This is a genomic window from Campylobacteraceae bacterium (genome assembly GCA_013215945.1).
Lineage (GTDB): Bacteria > Campylobacterota > Campylobacteria > Campylobacterales > Arcobacteraceae > NORP36.
In genome coordinates, this window is the sequence record JABSOM010000001.1 from 22,780 (window position 1) to 40,549 (window position 17,770).

The following is a 17,770-nucleotide window of genomic DNA, read 5'->3' on the forward strand; positions in this document are numbered from 1 at the left end:
TATTCTTACATAACAAAGGTCTTAATGGAAGGTTTAGTATTAGAATATAGAGATCCCTTATTTGGTATTGTCATATTTTTTTCTTTGATTTTTTGTATCTCATTTTTAACATACACCTTTGGTGCATATAAAGAAAGAAAAGCAAGAAAAGAATACAGGAAACTTCTTAAGCGTTTTGAGCTTGGCAAATTAAAAGAAGAAGATTATGTGCATTTGTATAAAACATATAATTTACCTTTTGATTCTATCATCTTGTTGGCTTCAAGTTTTTTACATAAAGGCGATTATACAAAAGCAATTTCTGTATATTTAGCTCTTTTAGAACATGTAACAAACCGAGTTAAAAAAGAAGAACTCTTAGAGTTATTAGGAACTACTTATTATAAAGGTGGTTTTTTACAACGCTCAAAAGATATATTTTTAAAAATACTAAAATTTTCACCACGAAATACAAGTGCTTTGCAGTATTTATTGTTAATTTATGAAAAACTTAAAGATTTTGACAGAGCGTTTGAAGTTTTAGAATCACTTGATGAATTGCAAATAGATATTTCTAAAGATAAAATTTATATCAAAACACTAAAAGTGATACATGACCCACTTTTATCTTATGAGAAAAAAACATATGCTTTGTATGAAATCTTCCAAAAAGACAAAATAATTGAACGTTTATTTGCACAATACCTTATTATGTATAACAAAACATTTTTGTGGGAAAATATAGACAGTTTTGATGTGAATAAATTTACTGATTTAATGTGGTATCAAAAATTTGAAGATATTGATTTTGATAAAGTAAACAATAATCCTTTTTTAGAAGAGTTATACAATGCAAAATCCTATTTAAACTCTTTAAAACATTCAAAAGATTTTGACTTAGATATATTAATATTATTAAATACTCATGAGCATGATACCAAAGCCGATTTGGATTTTGAATTTATTTGTACCTCGTGTAAACATGTTCATCCTATTTTTGAATCAAGATGTCCACATTGTCATAGTATTTTAAGTTTTATTGTAAAACACATGCTTGTAAAAAATGCCTATGAAAAAAACCAATCCTTATTATAAAAGATTATTTTTAATAAATTAATCTTCTTAATGGTAAGAATGATACATAATAACTGTGCTCTTAGTGTTTTTTCATACAAAAGTTTCAAAAAGTCACAATATAAAAGCAATTGTGATAAAAATACGCAGAGCCAATAAGCATAATGAAAGATGTGATATACTAGCATCCACGCAAAGAAAATTAAAAAGAACAGGAAGAATTTAATATGAGTGATTACTTAAAGTTAGAACAGTGCCTGGATTATCAGTTTAAAAATAAAGACCTGATAGTCGAAGCACTTACACACAAAAGTTTTAAAAAACCCTATGATAATGAGCGCTTAGAATACTTAGGAGATGCAGTACTTAATTTGATTGTTGGAGAGTTTTTATACAAAAAATTTCCCAAATCGAACGAAGGAGATCTATCAAAAATACGGGCTTCTTTGGTGAATGAAGCAGGTTTTACACGACTTGCAAATGAAATTAAACTGGGTGATTATATTTATTTATCAATAGCAGAAGAAAGAAATAAAGGAAGATCAAAAGCATCTATTCTTTCAGATGCTTTTGAAGCAATTATGGGGGCTATTTATTTAGAGTCAGGACTTGAAATCCTAAAAATTATTATTTTAGATTTATTAAACAGATCTTATGAAGAAATAAACTTATCAGTATTGTTTTCTGATTATAAAACGGCTTTACAAGAAATAACTCAAGCTCAATTTGCTTCAATTCCAGAATACAAAATTGAAGCTTCTTATGGTCCTGATCATAAAAAAGAATTTGAAGTCTCTATTTGGATTGATGGAAAACATTATGGACAAGCGATAGGAAAAAGTAAAAAACTTGCACAACAAGCTGTTGCAAAGATTGCACTTTTTCAATTAAAAAGCGAAGTTTAATGAATAGTTTTGGTCAAAACTTTAGATTTACGACCTTTGGGGAAAGCCATGGTAAAGCAATAGGTTGTGTGGTTGATGGAGTTCCTGCTGGAATAAAAATCGATGAAGAATTTATTCAAAGTGAAATGAACAGAAGAAAACCTGGACAAAATAAATATGCAACAGCCAGAAAAGAAGGTGATGTTATTGAAATACTTTCAGGTGTTTTTGAAGGTTTAAGCACAGGTACACCTATAGCTATGATTATTTATAATGAGAATCAAAAATCAAAAGATTATACGAATGTAAAAGATTTATTCAGACCAGGTCATGCAGATTTTACTTATTTTGCTAAATATGGATTAAGAGATTATAGAGGCGGTGGACGAAGCAGTGCAAGAGAAACTGCTTCAAGAGTAGCAGCAGGAGCTATTGCTAAACTTATGCTAAAAGAAGTGAATATAGAAATCAATTCAGGAATAACTAGTATTGATGGTATAGCTGCTAAAAATTACGATTTTAAACATGCACTTACTTCTGATATTTTTGCTTTAGATAAAGAAGTCGAAGAAAAACAAAAAGAAGCAATAATTCAAGCAAAAAAACAACACAACTCTGTTGGAGGCTGTGCTCTTGTTAATGTTAAAAACTGCCCAAGTGGTTTAGGTGAACCTATTTATTTTAAATTGGACGCACAAATTGCTTCTGCTATGATGAGTATTAATGCAGTAAAAGCAGTTGAAATTGGAGATGGAATTGAAGCTGCTAAAGTAAAAGGTTTTGATAATAATGACCAAATAAGAAAAGATGGTTTTAAAACAAACCATTCAGGCGGAATATTAGGTGGAATTTCTAATGGAGATGACATTAATATCAAAGTTCATTTTAAATCAACTCCTTCTGTTTTTATAAAACAAGATACAGTTGATATTTACAATGATGAAGTTACTTGTGAATTAAAAGGACGTCATGATCCTTGTGTAGCTATTAGAGGCTCAGTAGTTGCAGAATCAATGATGGCTTTAGTATTAGCAGATATGCTTATACTAAATATGTCCTCAAAAATAAAGAATATTAAAAAAGTCTATAACTCTTAATAAAGATGCTTCCTAAGAAGCATACTTATTTGTATCTTTCCTACTAATCTTTTATTCTATAAATTAAACTAATTCTTGAATGTTTACTTAATGCAGTTATTGATTTTGTGTGTAGTAAAAAGGAGATTGTAGAAACTAAAAAAAGTAATAAAATATTTAAAAGTAAGTTTCTACAAAATTAGGAATGAACATCATTAATTGGACAATTAAAGGAATGACTATTATGTTTAATATTTAAATTGGCTAGATTATTAAACACAAAATCCAATTAATTAATGATATATTTCACAAATCAAATCATTTATTATTATTGGAAGAGTATTTATATATAAGAAAAGCGGCTAAATTTTTCTATATTTCAGATAAATACAAATAAAATAATTTTAAACTTATGAACATATGACCGGATTATATCATATTAGTGAACATATGTCAAGTATATTTTTTGATTTATTTATGTTAGAATCTATCTTCAAAGAAAAAAGGAAAAATTTGCCCAGAGAAAAACAACAACGTGAATTAAATTTTAAACCAACCTCTAAATATTTTGGTCCAAAAGATATAAAGTCTAATGAAGATATTATTTTATTGCATGAAGAAATACAAGCTATTAAATTAATGGATTTAGATTCAATGTACCAAGAAGATGCGGCAATACAGATGAATATCTCTAGACCAACCCTAGCTAGAATTATTAAAAATGCACGTTTAAAAATTGCATCTGCTTTAATTAATGGTTCCAATATAAAAGTACATGAAATACAAAATGATTTTAATGTAGCCGTTTGTTCAAATCAATTAAAAGTTCTGGATGATATTTCAATTGATTCAAAATATATCTTTATTTTACACATAAAAGATTATAAATTAGAAAATATCAAGCACATACAAAACCCTGCTTTTTCTGAAAATAATATTAGACCCAGGCATGTATTGCCAACCTTCCTTAAAGAAGAAAATATTCATTATTTCATTACAAAACAAATTGGAATAACCTGTAAAAAATATTTAATAGATAAGGGTATTTATCCTATTATAAAAGAAGAAATATCTCTTGATGAAATTGTTAATATCTTCAAATAAAACAATAATTAAAAAGTGATTATAATTTATTAATCTTTGAATCACTTTTATAAGGAACTTTAGCACTTGGAATTACTTTTGACGTATTTTCTAAATGCACATCTTGGTCATCAAAAAAGATATCTGCACCAAAAGCTTGCACTACTTCATATTTATCCATACCACCTAAGAAAAAAGACTCATCAATTCGTACTTTCCAGGCATTTAGTGTTCGTATTACTCTTTCATGAGCAGGAGAGTTCCTAGCAGTAATTAAAGCGGTTCGAATAGGTGTGTGTTCGTTTGCATATTTATTTTGTATGGTAGAGATAACACGTAACAATTTAGCAAAAGGTCCATCAGGTAAATTGTTTTTGGCATTGTTTGTTTCATGCTCTAAAAATGCCTCTAGGCCCTTACTTTTATAAATTTGTTCAGATTCATCTGAAAACAATACCGCGTCCCCATCAAAGGCAATTTTCACTTGTTGTTCATCTTGTTCATCAACATTAACAAAAGGTAAAATTCTAGCAGCTGCTATTCCTATATCATTGGCAGCCCTCACATCTTCATCATTTGCTGATAAAAACAAATCAACTTTAAAAGGTTTTAAATATTTTGAAATATTGTTTCCACCTGACCAAGCGCTGCGTTTTATATCAAGTTTATAAGCATCAATTGATTTTGTAATACGCAAAGAGGTTGCTGCATTATTTCGCGACATAATAATGACTTCCACTTGTTTATTATCAGGAAAATCATCGTTAATTCTAAGTAAATTCTTCACCAAACGAAAGCCTGTACCTTTTTCTAATAAGGTATCTTCATTCTTAATTTGAAAATCATAGTAATCTTGTAAACCAGAAGATTCGAAAATTTTATTTTCTTCTTCTAGATTAAATAAAGCCCTTGAAGAAATTGCTATTACAAGTTTATCATCTAAATTATATCCCAAAATATAGCCTTTTAATTTTTCTTTATTATTTATAAATATATTATACAAAATAGCATTAAAAAAAGGCTTTTCTAGTTGTTTTTAAGAAAAATATCTTATAATTTTACATCTTAGATAAAATGAGCGAAAAATGAAAAAACTATTTATAATACGACATTCAAAATCAGATTGGGGAGATGAAAACCTAGATGATTTTGATAGACCTTTAAATGAAAAAGGCATAAAAGACTGTGCACTAGTAGGAAAGTATTTAAAACAGAAAAATGAAAAAATAGATATTATCTTATCAAGCCCTGCATTAAGAGCACATACAACTGCTAAACTCTTAGCAAAAGAACTTGATTTTAATAAAAACATAATGCAAAATCAATATATATATGAACCTTTTGTTGCAGCAATTCAAGAATTGATTTCTTATATTCATGATGACAATGATACAGCAATTCTAGTAGGTCATAATCCAGGAGTATCAACGTTAGCATATATGTTATGTGATTCAAGAGAAGAGTTAAAAACAGCTTCTATTGTTGAAATATCTTTTTCTTGTGATTCTTGGATGGATGTAAATAAAAACAATGCGACTTTTATTTCTTATACAAAACCAAAAGACCTGTAATACTGTTATTTATAAATAACCGTATTGGGTTTAAAAACAACCCAAGCAAACCAAAAGTGTGAACCAAAAGTAATTTTTTTCAATTGACTTCCTTTTAGTTTACCTTCTATTGCTAAACCAAAAATATTCCATAAACTTTTTGTTTTTTTATCATAAAAACCTTTGTCATAATAAAATTCTAAAATCTCACCTTTTAGTTTTGATTCAAAAATACTTGCAGAACCAACTTTTTTAGAATCTTTTATTTTTGATTTATCTAAAGCAGATAAAACATTGTTTTTATAAAACAAAACTAAGTCTTTATTTTCAAAACGATCATTAATCACTTTTTTTGCTTTAAGAAGCTTATAGGAATAAGCTTTATCTCTATTATTAATACTAAGGGTTGCAACTCTCCTCATAGGGGGCATTCTATCATCAATATCTTCTTGTAATAAAAAAGGAGAAGAATTAATATCGTCATATCCCGAATAAGGGTTTTTACCATACTCTCTTTTATATCCTGTGTCTTGTGATAAAATCATAGTTGAAGGATGATGGGTATAAATATCTTTAAAAGATACAATAGAAGAATTTAGAAGTTTCAATGTTTTTCCCAAAGAATCACCCACTATTGCTTCCCCTGTAAATTGTTGCCACAGGGATTCGTTTTGTCTATCATACATTACTAGATCTGATTTTCGAAGAAGTCCAGAAGTCCCAAAATCATGTAAAACACCATCAATCATTCTTGAAAATACAATTGAAGCATTACATAAAGGACAAAAAGTAACCAGAATTTTTTCATTTCCTAAACTGTCATTTACTATTTCATGCCAAATTAAAATAGATAAAGCATAGGCTTTTTTTTCATTGTTGATACTAACAAAAATAAGAGGCTCATCATCTTTTAGAAATGTTTTTGCCTGTTTAATAGTTACAAATTTTGGTTTATCTAGGGGAGGAATACCATCTCGTGCAGGTCCTCCACTTAAAAGCTCAGAATATGGAATTGAGTGTTTATTCCAATTAGTATTCCAAGAAGACGTAGAGCTTTTTAAACCATAAGACCTGTCATCGATATTTGGGTCAAAAGCAAATAGTGCCGAAAAACACAGGCTCAAAAAAATTAAAATTCTCATAATAAATCCTTAATGAACTAGTATAGAATTTTAATGTGAAGGAAGTGTTAACTTATGAAAGCAAGTGCCCTGCTAAGTTTCCACTTGAAAAAGACCATTGCAAATTATATCCCCCACAAGGGCCATCTAAATCAACAACCTCTCCACAAAAATATAAACCATCAATAATCTTACTTTGCATTGTTTTGGGAGAAATTTCTTTTAGTTTAACGCCACCTCTTGTAATCATTGCTTTTTTAAAACCGACATGATCTGTTATTGTTAAAGGTGTAGAAATAAGTATTTTTATTAAATTATCTCTAATTAAACCCTTTAAATTTTTAAAAGTAAGCGTATAATCAGCTTGTACTTGTTTACATAACCCTTTTATTACAGATTCAGGCAAAATTTTAATTAATGTATCTAATACAGTAACGTCATTGTTGATTTTTACTTCATTTTTAATATGCACACGTAAATCTTCTTCATTCATTCCTTTTAGCATATGAACTAAAATAGGTACTTCTTTGTGCGTTTCTAAAAAAGGTGTAATTTCTCTGGAGAAATCAAGTACTACTGGACCTCTAATACCTTTTGAAGTAAAAATTAAATCCCCCACTGCTTTTAGTTTTTTGGCTTTTGGTAAATCGATTTTTAAAACAGCTTTTGCAATGGTATCTGCTTTACACTCCCCTACCCACGTTTCTTTGGTAAGAAGTGGTAACATAGCAGGATAAAGATCTGTTACTTGATGGCCTAAATGTTTTGCAAAGTCATAACCATCTCCATTAGCTCCTAACATAGGAAAACCCAAACCACCCGTAGCAACTATAATTCTTGAAGACAAAAACTTTGCTGATTCATCATCTTTTGTGCATTGAACACCAACTATGTCTTCATTTTCAAGAAGTAAACGTAAAACTTTTGTATTTAAAGAAAGTGTCACATTTAATCGTATCAGTTCTTTTTCTAAGGCTTTTATTATAGTTGAAGAGTTATGCGTAACGGGAAAAATACGAAAACCATCAGGAATATGTGTTTCAACACCAATATCTCCTAAGAACGCTATTAAATCTTTATGGTCCAAAAGATTTAGAGCATCGCTCATAAATTTACCATTTCGCCCAAAAGAATTCATAAAATCAGTATTGGATAAAGTATTAGAAAGATTACATCTTCCTCCACCTGTTGCTTTTAGTTTGGGACCAACCTTATCTTGTTGTTCTAAAAGAAGTACGTTTTTGTTGGCCCTAGCCGCTGTAATTCCAGCAATCATACCAGCAGCTCCTGAACCTATTATTATTACATCGTATTTTGTATTATTCATGCCGTATAATAACTAAAAGTTCTTAAAATAGTTTTATTTAAAAAAACGAATGGTATTACGTCCCGAAGCTTTTGCATCGTATAATGCTATATCTGCACATTTTATTAAACTTTTAATTGTAGAATCTTTTTCACATAAAGATATACCAATACTGGCTGTTTTTTTTCCTACTTTAAAAAAATCATGTTCTTCAATAATTTTTTTAAGTTTTTGTGCACATAAGGAGATACCTTCTTTATTGCTAAAAGGACAAACAATAATAAATTCTTCTCCTCCCCAACGCCCAACAGAATCAACTTCTCTTATATTGTTCTTTAATAAAGTAGAAAATTCGACTAACACAGAATCACCTATATCATGTCCAAAACTATCATTGACTCTTTTAAAATAATCAATATCCAAAAGTATAATTCCAAAGCTGTGATTATGGCGTTTAAATACATTTAATTGTTCTGCCATAATTGAATTTAATTTAACCCTGTTATATATTTTGGTTAATGAATCTGTTTGAGAAATATATTCAAGTTCTTTACTGTATTTTTTTAATAGTATTTGTCTTATGATTAAAAAAACAATCACAAAAAGGGAAATAACCAGTGCATAAATAAAGATTGAATAATCACTATTTTCTTTAAATTTTGCTTTTGTCCATTGTTCTAATATTTCTTGTTGTTTGCTTTCATCTATTTGTAAGAGAGCTTTATTAATAATATCAACTAAAATAGAATAGTCTTTTCTTACTGCAAAAGATAAAGATGCTTTAAATTTAGTTTTACCAACAATCCTGGTATTTTGTAAACCAAGTTTATTAATCCAATAACTGCTTTGTGGTAAAGCTCCTAAAAATACATCTGCATGATCATTTTCAACAGCCAATAATCCTTCTTGTAAAGAGTTTACTTCATAATAATTTAAATCGGGATATTCTTCTTTGATTTCAGTGATATAACCATAATCTTTTACAACAGCAATCTTTTTTTCTTTTATATCTTTAAGTGAGTTTTTATAAGAAGCTTTTTTATTCATTACCATTACAATGGGAGAAGATAAATAAGATTGGGTAAATAACATTTCTTTTTTTAAAATAGAGGCATTTGTTTCAGATAAAATATCCACACGTTTATTTCTTAACATAACTAAGGCTTCATTCCAGGTTTTACTCTCTTTTATAATAATTTCTAAACCTGTATATTCTTGAATTAGTTTAAGATGCTCATTAACAATACCTATATACTTATTATCAACAAAAGCCTCATAAGGAAGCCAATTGGGATCACCTGTAAAATATATTTTTGGATGTTTTTTTATCCAAGCTCTTTGTGTTAAGGATAAAACAATATGTTTATTCTGATTGTATATCAAAGCATCAATATTTTTTGAATTTACATTTAAAATACCGATTTCATCATATACATCAACAATTCTTTTCATTCTATTTTTATCAATATTTCCAATAGCAATATTTGCGGGCATTAATGAATTTTTTATTATCTCAGCTTCATATAATAACGCTTCGTATGATTTTTCTTTTGAATACTTATTTAAAATAAGTTTTATTATTTCATCTTCATTCTCTAAAGCAAACTTCCAACCTTTTAATGTTGCTTTTAAAAAATTCTTTACCAGTTTGGGATTTTTTTCAATTAAATCTTTTGATGTGAACAAAATATTTTCATAAAAATCATAACCAAAATTAGCAGGATCAATGATATTGTAAGCTATGTTTTTTTCTTTTAATATATAGGGTTGATTTGATATATAAGCAGCAATTACATCTGTTTTATTATTAATTAAATCCATAACATCGTAACTGTGCTCTTGAATGTTCATGGAAGACAAAGACAAGCCTTCTTTTTTTATCATAATTAATAAAGATGCAGCACTTCTAGTATCAATATTAACCATTACGTTTTTTTCACGCATATCAGATACGTTTCTAATATTTGAACTTGTTTTAGATAAAAATATCAAAGGAGAATGTTGAAAAAAACTGGCAAGCGCCACTAAAGGTTTTCCTTCGAGATATTCTAAAACAATAGAAGAATAACCAATAGCAAAATCCATTTTTAAAGCAAGAACATCACCATAAATATTACTGTCACTGTTTTTTTCATGCAGTATTATTTTTAGGCCAATTTTTTCATAATACCCTTCATTAATCGCAGCATAAAAACCGGCATGTTCAAATTGGTGTTTCCAATTTAATTGCACATGTATTTCTCTTAAATCAAGAGAATCATTTTTTGCAAAAAGTAAGCTGGTAAAAAGTAGTAAAAAGAGTTTAAACAACAAAGTAAATCTATTCATAATTAATTATTATACTTAAAGTAAAATTAAAATAACAAATAAATTATGAATTTACAGAGGAATGAAAATTGAAGTAATATTTTCATTCACTAAAAGGGCATGTTTGTTTATTTACCTAAACAAAATGCTCCAAACATAACGTCTAACATTTGTTCATTGTCATAAGGTCTTGTAATATTGGATATATACTCCAAAGCTTCTTGAATATTGTAAGCAAAAAACTCTAACTCTCCTGTATTTAAAGGGGAATATGCTTCATGAATATGGTAAAGTGTTTGAGATACTGCATCTACTTGTCTTTTAGAAATAAGTGTCATTTCATCACTGTGAGTATTCGCATCAAGAATTTTTTCTATTAAAGATATTAAAGGATTTATATCTTCTTTTGTTGAAAGAGTTAAGGGTTCATGTAATAAAGTTTTATCAAATACATTTTTTAAATCTGATTTATTTAAAACAGTAAGTATTTTTTTATTTTTATGTTCTTCTATAATAGAGAGGACTTTTTCATCTTCATCATCTTTTGCATGTGAATTATCAAACAAACAAATAATAATATCTGCATCTTCTACTGCTTCCAAAGATTTTTCAATACCTATTTTTTCTATTTCATCACTGGCATCTCTTATTCCAGCTGTATCAACAATCTTAATTAAATGCGTACCAATTTTTACAGTTTCTTCAATAGTATCTCTTGTAGTTCCTGCAATAGTAGAAATAATAGCACGATCAAAATTTAGAAGTTTATTTAATAAAGAAGATTTTCCAACATTTGGTTTTCCAATAATAGCTACTTTAAACCCTTCAATTAAACCTTCTCTTCGTTTAGAAGCTTCAAGCGTATTTCCAAGTTTAAGTATAATCGCATCTAGTTTTGTTTTAATTTGTTCTAAAATATCTTTTGGTAAATCTTCTTCTGCATAATCAATAGTTACTTCTGTATATGCCAACATAAAAAGTAAATCTTCTCTAATATCATTAACAAAATCGCTCAATTCGCCTTTTAATTGTCTGGCTAATAATTTAACTGCATCTTCACTTCTGGCTTCTATGATTTTTGCGATTGCTTCTGCTTTTGTTAAATCAATTTTATTGTTTAAAAAAGCACGTTTTGAGAATTCACCCGGATTGGCAAGTCTTGCACCAGCAAGCATACACTCAGAAAGAATAATATTTGATATAGCAATACCACCATGGCATTGAAACTCAACAATATCTTCACCTGTAAAAGAATAAGGGTTTTTAAAATAAATTAATAAAGCTTCATCAATTATTTCATTCTTAGCATTGTATAAAGAAGCTAACGTTGCAAGTCTTGGCTTAAGTTCTTTTTTTTTTGAGAGTTGTAGTGCTATTTTAAGTGCACTTGGCCCACTTAATCTAACTATAGATATGGAACCAATTCCATTGGCAGTAGCAATTGCTACAATTGTATCTTCTTCTAACATTATTGTTGTTTACTTCTGTATTCGTTTACTAACACGTATTTGTCACCTTTTATATTTGTTTTTACTGCTACATATTTATCAGGGAATTCTTCTCTTAATCGTTTTAATGCAATATGTACTAAAATTCCATCAAGAGGTTTTGTTTTAAAGGTTCCTACTTCATTAATAGTTACAATTACTGGGCCTAAATAGTTATAAATAGATTCTTCTTGATTTTTAAGAAATTCTGCAACTTCAAGTCTTAACATTAAATTGTATTTTTCATTGATCCAATTAAAAAGAATGTAAGACAAAGCTTTATATCTGTAACCTTCTTTTCCAATAAGTAAAGCAGAATCTTTTCCAGAAAACTCTATGTATAATGTTTCATCATCATAAAAATCAACGTTAATCTCATTTATATCATAACAAGTATCTTTAAAAAGATGATTTACTTTTTGTTTAACATCAGTAATAACATCATTTTTATCTTTTTTTACTATTAGATTTGAAAGTTCAGGTGCTTTGTCTTTTGAATAAAAGTTATCAAATATTTCTTCTTTTTTCTCAAGATTAATATGTTGTTTTTTGCTAGGTTTTATTAGGGGAGAAGATTTTTTTTCAATCTTTTCTAATTTTTTAGAAACATCTTCAATTTTAATATTTACTTTTTTAAAAGTCTCTTCTTTTTTTAAGACTTGAGTTTTTTCTTTTTCATAGGAGACTGCTATCATTGCAGTCTTTCGTCCAAAACCAAGAAATCCCTTACTTGGTTGTTGAATAACTTCAATATATAGCTCAGTAATTGAACATTTAAATTCGGTTGTAGCTAAGGTATATACCTCTTCTAAACTTTTACCTTCAAACTGTTTCATTATATATCCCTAATAAATTAGTGTTTTTTTGCTGCTCTTTGTTTTTCAAAAACTTTATTAATATAATATTGTTGAGAAATTGTAAATACATTATTTACAACCCAATACAATGTTAAACCTGCGGGGAACCACAAGAAGAAGAATGTAAAAACAATTGGTAACATTTGAAAAATCTTTTTTTGCATTTCATCTTGCATAGAATTAGGAGTAATCTTTTGTTGTAAAAACATTGATGCACCCATTAATACAGGTAAGATGAAATATGGATCCATTTCAGCTAAATCATGAATCCAAAGAATCCACTCACTACCTTTTAATTCAATAGCATTTAATAATACCCTATATATTGCAAAAAAGACAGGTATTTGCATAATTAATGGTAAACATCCACCCATAGGGTTAGCCCCATGTTTTTTATACAGTTCCATCATATGCATAGATTGTTTTTGTTTATCGTCTTTGTATTTTGCTTGGATTTCTTTCATTTTAGGCGATAAGTCTTTTAGTTTTTGCATTGATACCATACCTTTGTATGATAAAGGAAATAATATACCTTTAATTAATATCGTTACAAAAACAATAGTCCAACCCCAGTTTCCAATGATTGAATGCATATATTGTAATAATAAAAACATAGGTTTAGCAATAAAAGTAAAAAATCCATATTCAATAACATCTGTTAATTCAGGATTTAACGCTTCCAGTGTTTTAAATGTTTTTGGTCCCATATAACCAGAAAAAGAGATATTATCTCCTCCATGAATAAAACCTTGAGGATTACCTTCATTATCTGGTAATAATGTAATTGACATATTTTGTTTAAAATTATAAATTACAGTTGCATAGTATCTATCAAAAGACGATACAAAAGAAATAGCAGAAAAACTCTTATTCTTATCTAAGTCTTCATCTGAAACCAATTCAGTTGTTCCATCACTTTGTTTAACAATTAAACCGTGATCCGCATACATATCAACTAATACACTTGGTCTAAACCCATTAGTAATAAAAAATTTCGCATTATTTGTAGAAGTAACAGTTAAATCATAATGTCCATCAGGATAAAATGTAAATGCTTTTCTTAATGTTGTACCTTTTAACTCTTGCGTTAAAATTAAACTTTGAATAGCTTTTGTAGCATCAAGTGTTGTAGCACTCGTTTTTATTTTTACTTCTTGTGATTCATTATTAATTTCTCTGTTTGTAAATCTTACTTCCAAAGGTCGTAATTGATTGTTTTCAAACAATTTGATTGCATTACCATCTTCGTCATGGTATTGTTTATCTCTTAGTGTTACTTGCGCAATTCTACCTAAAGAATCAATTTCAATAATATTATGTAAGGTAGTAATTGTACTAACAATACTAGAAGTTGAAATATTCTTAGTAGATAAAGCACCCAAATCACTGCTCATATTATTAGGAGCTAAGTTTCCATTTTGATTAACCTGTGGCGCTGCATTTTGTTCTTTTTTAAGTTCAATTTTTGCAGCTGCTTCTCGTGCCTCTTGTTTTGGTTTTAGTACTAAAAATTCGTAAGCTATAAAAAAGACAAAGACAATTAATGTCATTATTAACATTCTTTTTTGCATACCATTATTCTCATTATTCATATTATTTCTTCCACTCCCTGTTTTTAATCACATAAAAACGATTATTTTTCATTGGTACAAACCAATATTTTATTGTTATTTTTTTAAATGAAATATTATTATGTTTTATTAATTTCACTATTGGATAATCAATTCCACCAGCAAAAAGCTGATTACATTTAAGGATTCGTGCTATTGTAAAATAAATCGCCTTAAAAAAGGTATTATTTTCCAATTGTATAAGTGCATATTCTGAACATGTGGGATAATATCTACAAGATGCAGGTGTATATCTTGATATATATCTCTGATACCATCTAACAAGTGTTGAAAATATTAAGCTCATTTCATTAAATTCATTCTTGTAAAAGTAAATTTAAAGTCACTCATCATTTGTTTATAACTACGAGTAGTTAAACTGTCTTTTGCTACAAAAATATAGGATCCAGTAAGCAAAGTATCTCCATAAGTCAAAATCGCAGCTCTTAGTCTTCTGCGTGCTTTATTCCGTACAACGGCATTTCCAACTTTTTTTGAAGTAACAAAAGCGAAACTTGTATTTGTAGCAGAACAAAAAAAAGCGACAAAAGATGGTGTATGCCATTTTTTGCCGCTTTTATATATCTTTTTAAAATCTCTTGAATTATTAAGACGATATTCTTTACTTAGATAGCTAATCTTTTTCTACCTTTAGCTCTTCTTGCTTTGATAACTCTTCGACCGTTCTTAGTAGCCATTCTGATTCTAAAACCATGTGTTCTTTTTCTTGGTGTGTTATGGGGTTGATATGTTCTTTTCATAAAAGTTTTCCTTTTTTCATCATTATTAAGTTGGGGATTATAATTAAATCATCCTTAAGTTTTGTTTAGTTTTTGAGCATATTATCAAAATTTATGATATTTCTACGCTAATGTGATTATTTACATAATCAAAATGTACATTTGAACCTATTTTAATTTTATCTTCTAAAATTAAATCAGATAATTGGTCTTCAATAATTTCATACAATGCCCTCTTTATTGGTCTTGCTCCATAAGATACATCATAGGAGAACTCTGCAATATATTCTTTTGCATTTTTGCTTAAGAAAATATTTATTCCTTTTTCATTTACTTTTGTTTGAATTGCTTTAAATAAAATTTCAACAATACTGTTAACCGATTCTAAACTTAATTGTTCAAAAATAACAATCTCATCCAAACGGTTCAAAAATTCTGGTTTGAAATAATGTTTAAGTTCCCCCAAAACAGCTGTTTTTCTTTCTTCTTTTCCATTTATACTTTGTATCACAGAAGAAGCCACATTTGAGGTTAAAATAATAATTGTATTTTTAAAATCAATATTAACACCTTTATTATCAGTCAAACGCCCATCATCTAATACTTGTAAAAGTATATTAAGAACATCAGGATGAGCTTTTTCTATTTCATCAAAAAGAATTACGCAGTATGGTTTACGTCTAACTGCTTCACTTAACTGCCCACCTTCTTCATATCCAACATAACCAGGAGCTGCTCCTATTAATCTGGAAACTGAGTGTTTTTCCATATATTCACTCATATCAAAACGAATTAAAGACTCTTCATTATCAAATAAAAATTTGGACAATATTTTTGCTACTTGTGTTTTACCTACCCCAGTAGGTCCTAAAAACATAAAGGAACCAATAGGTTTACTTTCATCACTTAAACCTGCTTTATTACGTTTAATGGCTCTTGAAATAGCTTTTAATGCATCCTCTTGACCTACTACATCTTTTTTTAGAACCTGTTCAATTTCTAAAATTCTTTTTTTCTCATTTTTAAGCATCTTATTAACTGGGATTCCTGTCCATCTTGATACAATGGAAGCAATAGTATCTTCATTAACACAATTTGAAAGCAAAGTGCCTTCTTCTTGCATTTGTTTCCATTTTATTTCATTTTGTTTTATTTGTTCTTCTAAAGCAGGAATTTCACCATATTCAATAGCTGCTGCTTTTTCAAAATTAGAAACGGCTTTTGCATTTTTTGCTTGATTTTTTAAATCTTCTATTTTTGTTTTTAAAATACTTGAAGCATCAAAGGTTTCTTTTTCACTAATAAATCTTGCATCTAAAGCTCTTTTTTCTTCATTTAAGTTTTCTAAGTCTTTTTTTATCTCTTTTAATCTGGTTTTGTTTCTTGTGCTATCTTCCATTTTAAGTGCTTCATATTCAACATTCAAATTTTGTATATCTCTTTTTATTTTCGCGATTATATTGGGTTCACTTTCAATTTGCATTCTTAATTCTGCACTGGCTTCATCAATTAAATCAATGGCTTTATCTGGCAAAAATCGGTCACTAATATAACGATGGCTTAGTTTAGCAGCATGTACTAATGCCGAGTCTTGAATAGTTACATTATGATGTGTTTCTAGTTTTTCTTTTATTCCTCTTAACATTGCAATGGCTTCATTAACACTTGGTTCATCTACTTTTACTGTTTGAAATCTTCTTTGCATTGCTGTGTCTTTTTCAAAAAACTTTCTGTATTCTTTTAGCGTTGTAGCCCCAATAGTATGTAATTCCCCACGTGCTAGTGCTGGTTTTAAAATGTTAGCAGCATCCATAGAACCTTCTGCTGCTCCTGCTCCTATTAAAGTATGAATTTCATCAACAAACAAAATAATATTACCTGCACGTTTAACTTCTTTTATAACTGTTTTAAGTCGCTCTTCAAACTCACCTCTGTATTTAGCTCCTGCAATTAAAGCAGATAAATCTAAGGTAATAATTTTTTTATTTAATAAAGAGGTTGGTACTTCTTTGTTTACAATTTTTTGTGCAAGGCCTTCTACTATTGCAGTTTTACCAGTACCTGGTTCTCCTATCAAAATAGGATTATTTTTTGTTTTTCGTATTAAAATTTGCATCATACGAGTTATTTGTTCATCTCTTCCAATAACAGGATCTAAAAGATTCTCACGCGCTTTATCGTTTAGATTTATTCCATATTTATTTAAAGCATCCAAATTATCATCTGCGCTTGCTTTATCAATAATCGTTTCACCCCGTAAGGCTTGCAATTCTTTTTTTGCTTCACTTAAAGAAATATATTTACCAAGCAGAGTTTTTAGTTCTTTTTCATCAAAGTTAGCAAGTAACCAAGTATCTATTGCAATAAAAGAATCTCCTAAACTGCTCATTAAACCTTGCGCTTTTTCAAAAGAATGCAATAAAGAGCTTGAGAGTTTAAGATTCTCTTTTTTTAAAGATGAGACTTTAGATAAAGTACTTGCATACGATTTTGTTTCCAATTCAATAGCTGTTTTATCCACATTCATTTTATTAAGAAGCTGATTAAGAACAGAAGAACTGTTAGTAATTAAAGCCCAAAATAAATGCACTATTTGTACTTCTTGATTTTTATTATGTAAAGACAAAGCAAAAGCACTGTCTAAACTTTCGCTTAATTGATTGGTTAGTTTTTCAAATATATTATTCATTATTTTC

16 protein-coding genes are annotated in these 17,770 nt (G+C 28.5%); 5 read left to right on the forward strand and 11 right to left on the reverse strand.

Features of this window, described 5'->3' with window-relative positions; all coding sequences use genetic code 11:
* Positions 1-24 precede the first annotated feature (24 nt).
* From HRT41_00145 to HRT41_00160, 4 genes are all read left to right on the forward strand, one after another.
* A complete protein-coding gene (locus HRT41_00145) occupies positions 25-1,074 on the forward strand; it encodes a tetratricopeptide repeat protein (protein ID NQY22416.1) in 1,050 nt (349 codons plus the stop codon).
* 206 nt (positions 1,075-1,280) lie between these two features.
* A complete protein-coding gene (locus HRT41_00150; GenBank protein ID NQY22417.1) occupies positions 1,281-1,958 on the forward strand; it encodes a ribonuclease III in 678 nt (225 codons plus the stop codon).
* Positions 1,958-3,034 (forward strand): chorismate synthase, encoded by a 1,077-nt coding sequence (aroC, locus tag HRT41_00155; GenBank protein NQY22418.1) that lies wholly within the window; start codon positions 1,958-1,960, stop codon positions 3,032-3,034. The genes HRT41_00150 and aroC overlap by 1 nt, the downstream gene beginning before the upstream one ends.
* A 492-nt stretch (positions 3,035-3,526) precedes the next feature.
* A complete protein-coding gene (locus tag HRT41_00160) occupies positions 3,527-4,117 on the forward strand; it encodes a DUF134 domain-containing protein (GenBank protein NQY22419.1) in 591 nt (196 codons plus the stop codon).
* A 19-nt stretch (positions 4,118-4,136) separates the two neighbouring features.
* Here the strand turns inward: HRT41_00160 and HRT41_00165 are convergent, their stop codons facing one another.
* On the reverse strand, positions 4,137-5,051 hold the full coding sequence (locus HRT41_00165) for a 5'-nucleotidase (GenBank protein ID NQY22420.1): 915 nt from the start codon (positions 5,049-5,051) through the stop codon (positions 4,137-4,139).
* A gap of 130 nt (positions 5,052-5,181) precedes the next feature.
* Between HRT41_00165 and HRT41_00170 the strand changes: the two genes are divergently transcribed.
* A complete protein-coding gene (locus tag HRT41_00170; GenBank protein NQY22421.1) occupies positions 5,182-5,667 on the forward strand; it encodes a histidine phosphatase family protein in 486 nt (161 codons plus the stop codon).
* Positions 5,668-5,672: 5 nt separating this feature from the next.
* On the opposite strand, the gene HRT41_00175 is transcribed toward HRT41_00170, so the two are convergent.
* The 10 genes from HRT41_00175 to HRT41_00220 form a co-directional block, all read right to left on the reverse strand.
* Complete coding sequence (locus tag HRT41_00175) at positions 5,673-6,788, reverse strand: DUF3179 domain-containing protein (protein ID NQY22422.1); 1,116 nt, start codon at positions 6,786-6,788, stop codon at positions 5,673-5,675.
* 52 nt (positions 6,789-6,840) lie between these two features.
* Positions 6,841-8,094, reverse strand: a complete 1,254-nt coding sequence (locus HRT41_00180; GenBank protein ID NQY22423.1) for an NAD(P)/FAD-dependent oxidoreductase — start codon at positions 8,092-8,094, stop codon at positions 6,841-6,843.
* Between the two features lie 33 nt (positions 8,095-8,127).
* The gene (locus HRT41_00185) at positions 8,128-10,401 is read right to left on the reverse strand and encodes a diguanylate cyclase (GenBank protein NQY22424.1); all 2,274 of its coding nucleotides are present in this window, start codon (positions 10,399-10,401) and stop codon (positions 8,128-8,130) included.
* A 107-nt stretch (positions 10,402-10,508) separates the two neighbouring features.
* A complete protein-coding gene (mnmE, locus tag HRT41_00190; protein NQY22425.1) occupies positions 10,509-11,849 on the reverse strand; it encodes a tRNA uridine-5-carboxymethylaminomethyl(34) synthesis GTPase MnmE in 1,341 nt (446 codons plus the stop codon).
* Positions 11,849-12,703 carry a Jag N-terminal domain-containing protein gene (locus HRT41_00195; GenBank protein ID NQY22426.1) on the reverse strand — a complete coding sequence of 285 codons (855 nt, stop codon included), beginning with the start codon at positions 12,701-12,703 and terminating at the stop codon, positions 11,849-11,851. Before HRT41_00195 ends, mnmE begins: the two co-directional genes overlap by 1 nt.
* A gap of 17 nt (positions 12,704-12,720) precedes the next feature.
* Positions 12,721-14,316: a membrane protein insertase YidC gene (gene yidC / locus HRT41_00200; protein NQY22427.1), complete on the reverse strand. Its 1,596-nt coding sequence runs from the start codon at positions 14,314-14,316 to the stop codon at positions 12,721-12,723.
* A 1-nt stretch (position 14,317) separates the two neighbouring features.
* Positions 14,318-14,641, reverse strand: a complete 324-nt coding sequence (gene yidD / locus HRT41_00205) for a membrane protein insertion efficiency factor YidD (GenBank protein ID NQY22428.1) — start codon at positions 14,639-14,641, stop codon at positions 14,318-14,320.
* On the reverse strand, positions 14,638-14,973 hold the full coding sequence (gene rnpA, locus HRT41_00210; GenBank protein NQY22429.1) for a ribonuclease P protein component: 336 nt from the start codon (positions 14,971-14,973) through the stop codon (positions 14,638-14,640). Before rnpA ends, yidD begins: the two co-directional genes overlap by 4 nt.
* Positions 14,961-15,095: a 50S ribosomal protein L34 gene (gene rpmH / locus HRT41_00215; protein ID NQY22430.1), complete on the reverse strand. Its 135-nt coding sequence runs from the start codon at positions 15,093-15,095 to the stop codon at positions 14,961-14,963. Before rpmH ends, rnpA begins: the two co-directional genes overlap by 13 nt.
* Positions 15,096-15,186: 91 nt before the next feature.
* Complete coding sequence (locus HRT41_00220; protein ID NQY22431.1) at positions 15,187-17,763, reverse strand: AAA family ATPase; 2,577 nt, start codon at positions 17,761-17,763, stop codon at positions 15,187-15,189.
* Positions 17,764-17,770: the final 7 nt, after the last annotated feature.

What these genes read in the sequence shown, in the direction of transcription:
- HRT41_00145 (NQY22416.1), top strand. Translation starts at nt 25, where the DNA reads ATGGAAGGTTTAGTATTAGAATATAGAGATCCCTTATTTGGTATTGTC.
- HRT41_00150 (NQY22417.1), top strand. Translation starts at nt 1,281, where the DNA reads ATGAGTGATTACTTAAAGTTAGAACAGTGCCTGGATTATCAGTTTAAA.
- aroC (NQY22418.1), top strand. Translation starts at nt 1,958, where the DNA reads ATGAATAGTTTTGGTCAAAACTTTAGATTTACGACCTTTGGGGAAAGC.
- HRT41_00170 (NQY22421.1), top strand. Translation starts at nt 5,182, where the DNA reads ATGAAAAAACTATTTATAATACGACATTCAAAATCAGATTGGGGAGAT.
- HRT41_00175 (NQY22422.1), bottom strand. Translation starts at nt 6,788, where the DNA reads ATGAGAATTTTAATTTTTTTGAGCCTGTGTTTTTCGGCACTATTTGCT.
- HRT41_00180 (NQY22423.1), bottom strand. Translation starts at nt 8,094, where the DNA reads ATGAATAATACAAAATACGATGTAATAATAATAGGTTCAGGAGCTGCT.
- HRT41_00185 (NQY22424.1), bottom strand. Translation starts at nt 10,401, where the DNA reads ATGAATAGATTTACTTTGTTGTTTAAACTCTTTTTACTACTTTTTACC.
- mnmE (NQY22425.1), bottom strand. Translation starts at nt 11,849, where the DNA reads ATGTTAGAAGAAGATACAATTGTAGCAATTGCTACTGCCAATGGAATT.
- HRT41_00195 (NQY22426.1), bottom strand. Translation starts at nt 12,703, where the DNA reads ATGAAACAGTTTGAAGGTAAAAGTTTAGAAGAGGTATATACCTTAGCT.
- yidC (NQY22427.1), bottom strand. Translation starts at nt 14,316, where the DNA reads ATGAATAATGAGAATAATGGTATGCAAAAAAGAATGTTAATAATGACA.
- yidD (NQY22428.1), bottom strand. Translation starts at nt 14,641, where the DNA reads ATGAGCTTAATATTTTCAACACTTGTTAGATGGTATCAGAGATATATA.
- rpmH (NQY22430.1), bottom strand. Translation starts at nt 15,095, where the DNA reads ATGAAAAGAACATATCAACCCCATAACACACCAAGAAAAAGAACACAT.
- HRT41_00220 (NQY22431.1), bottom strand. Translation starts at nt 17,763, where the DNA reads ATGAATAATATATTTGAAAAACTAACCAATCAATTAAGCGAAAGTTTA.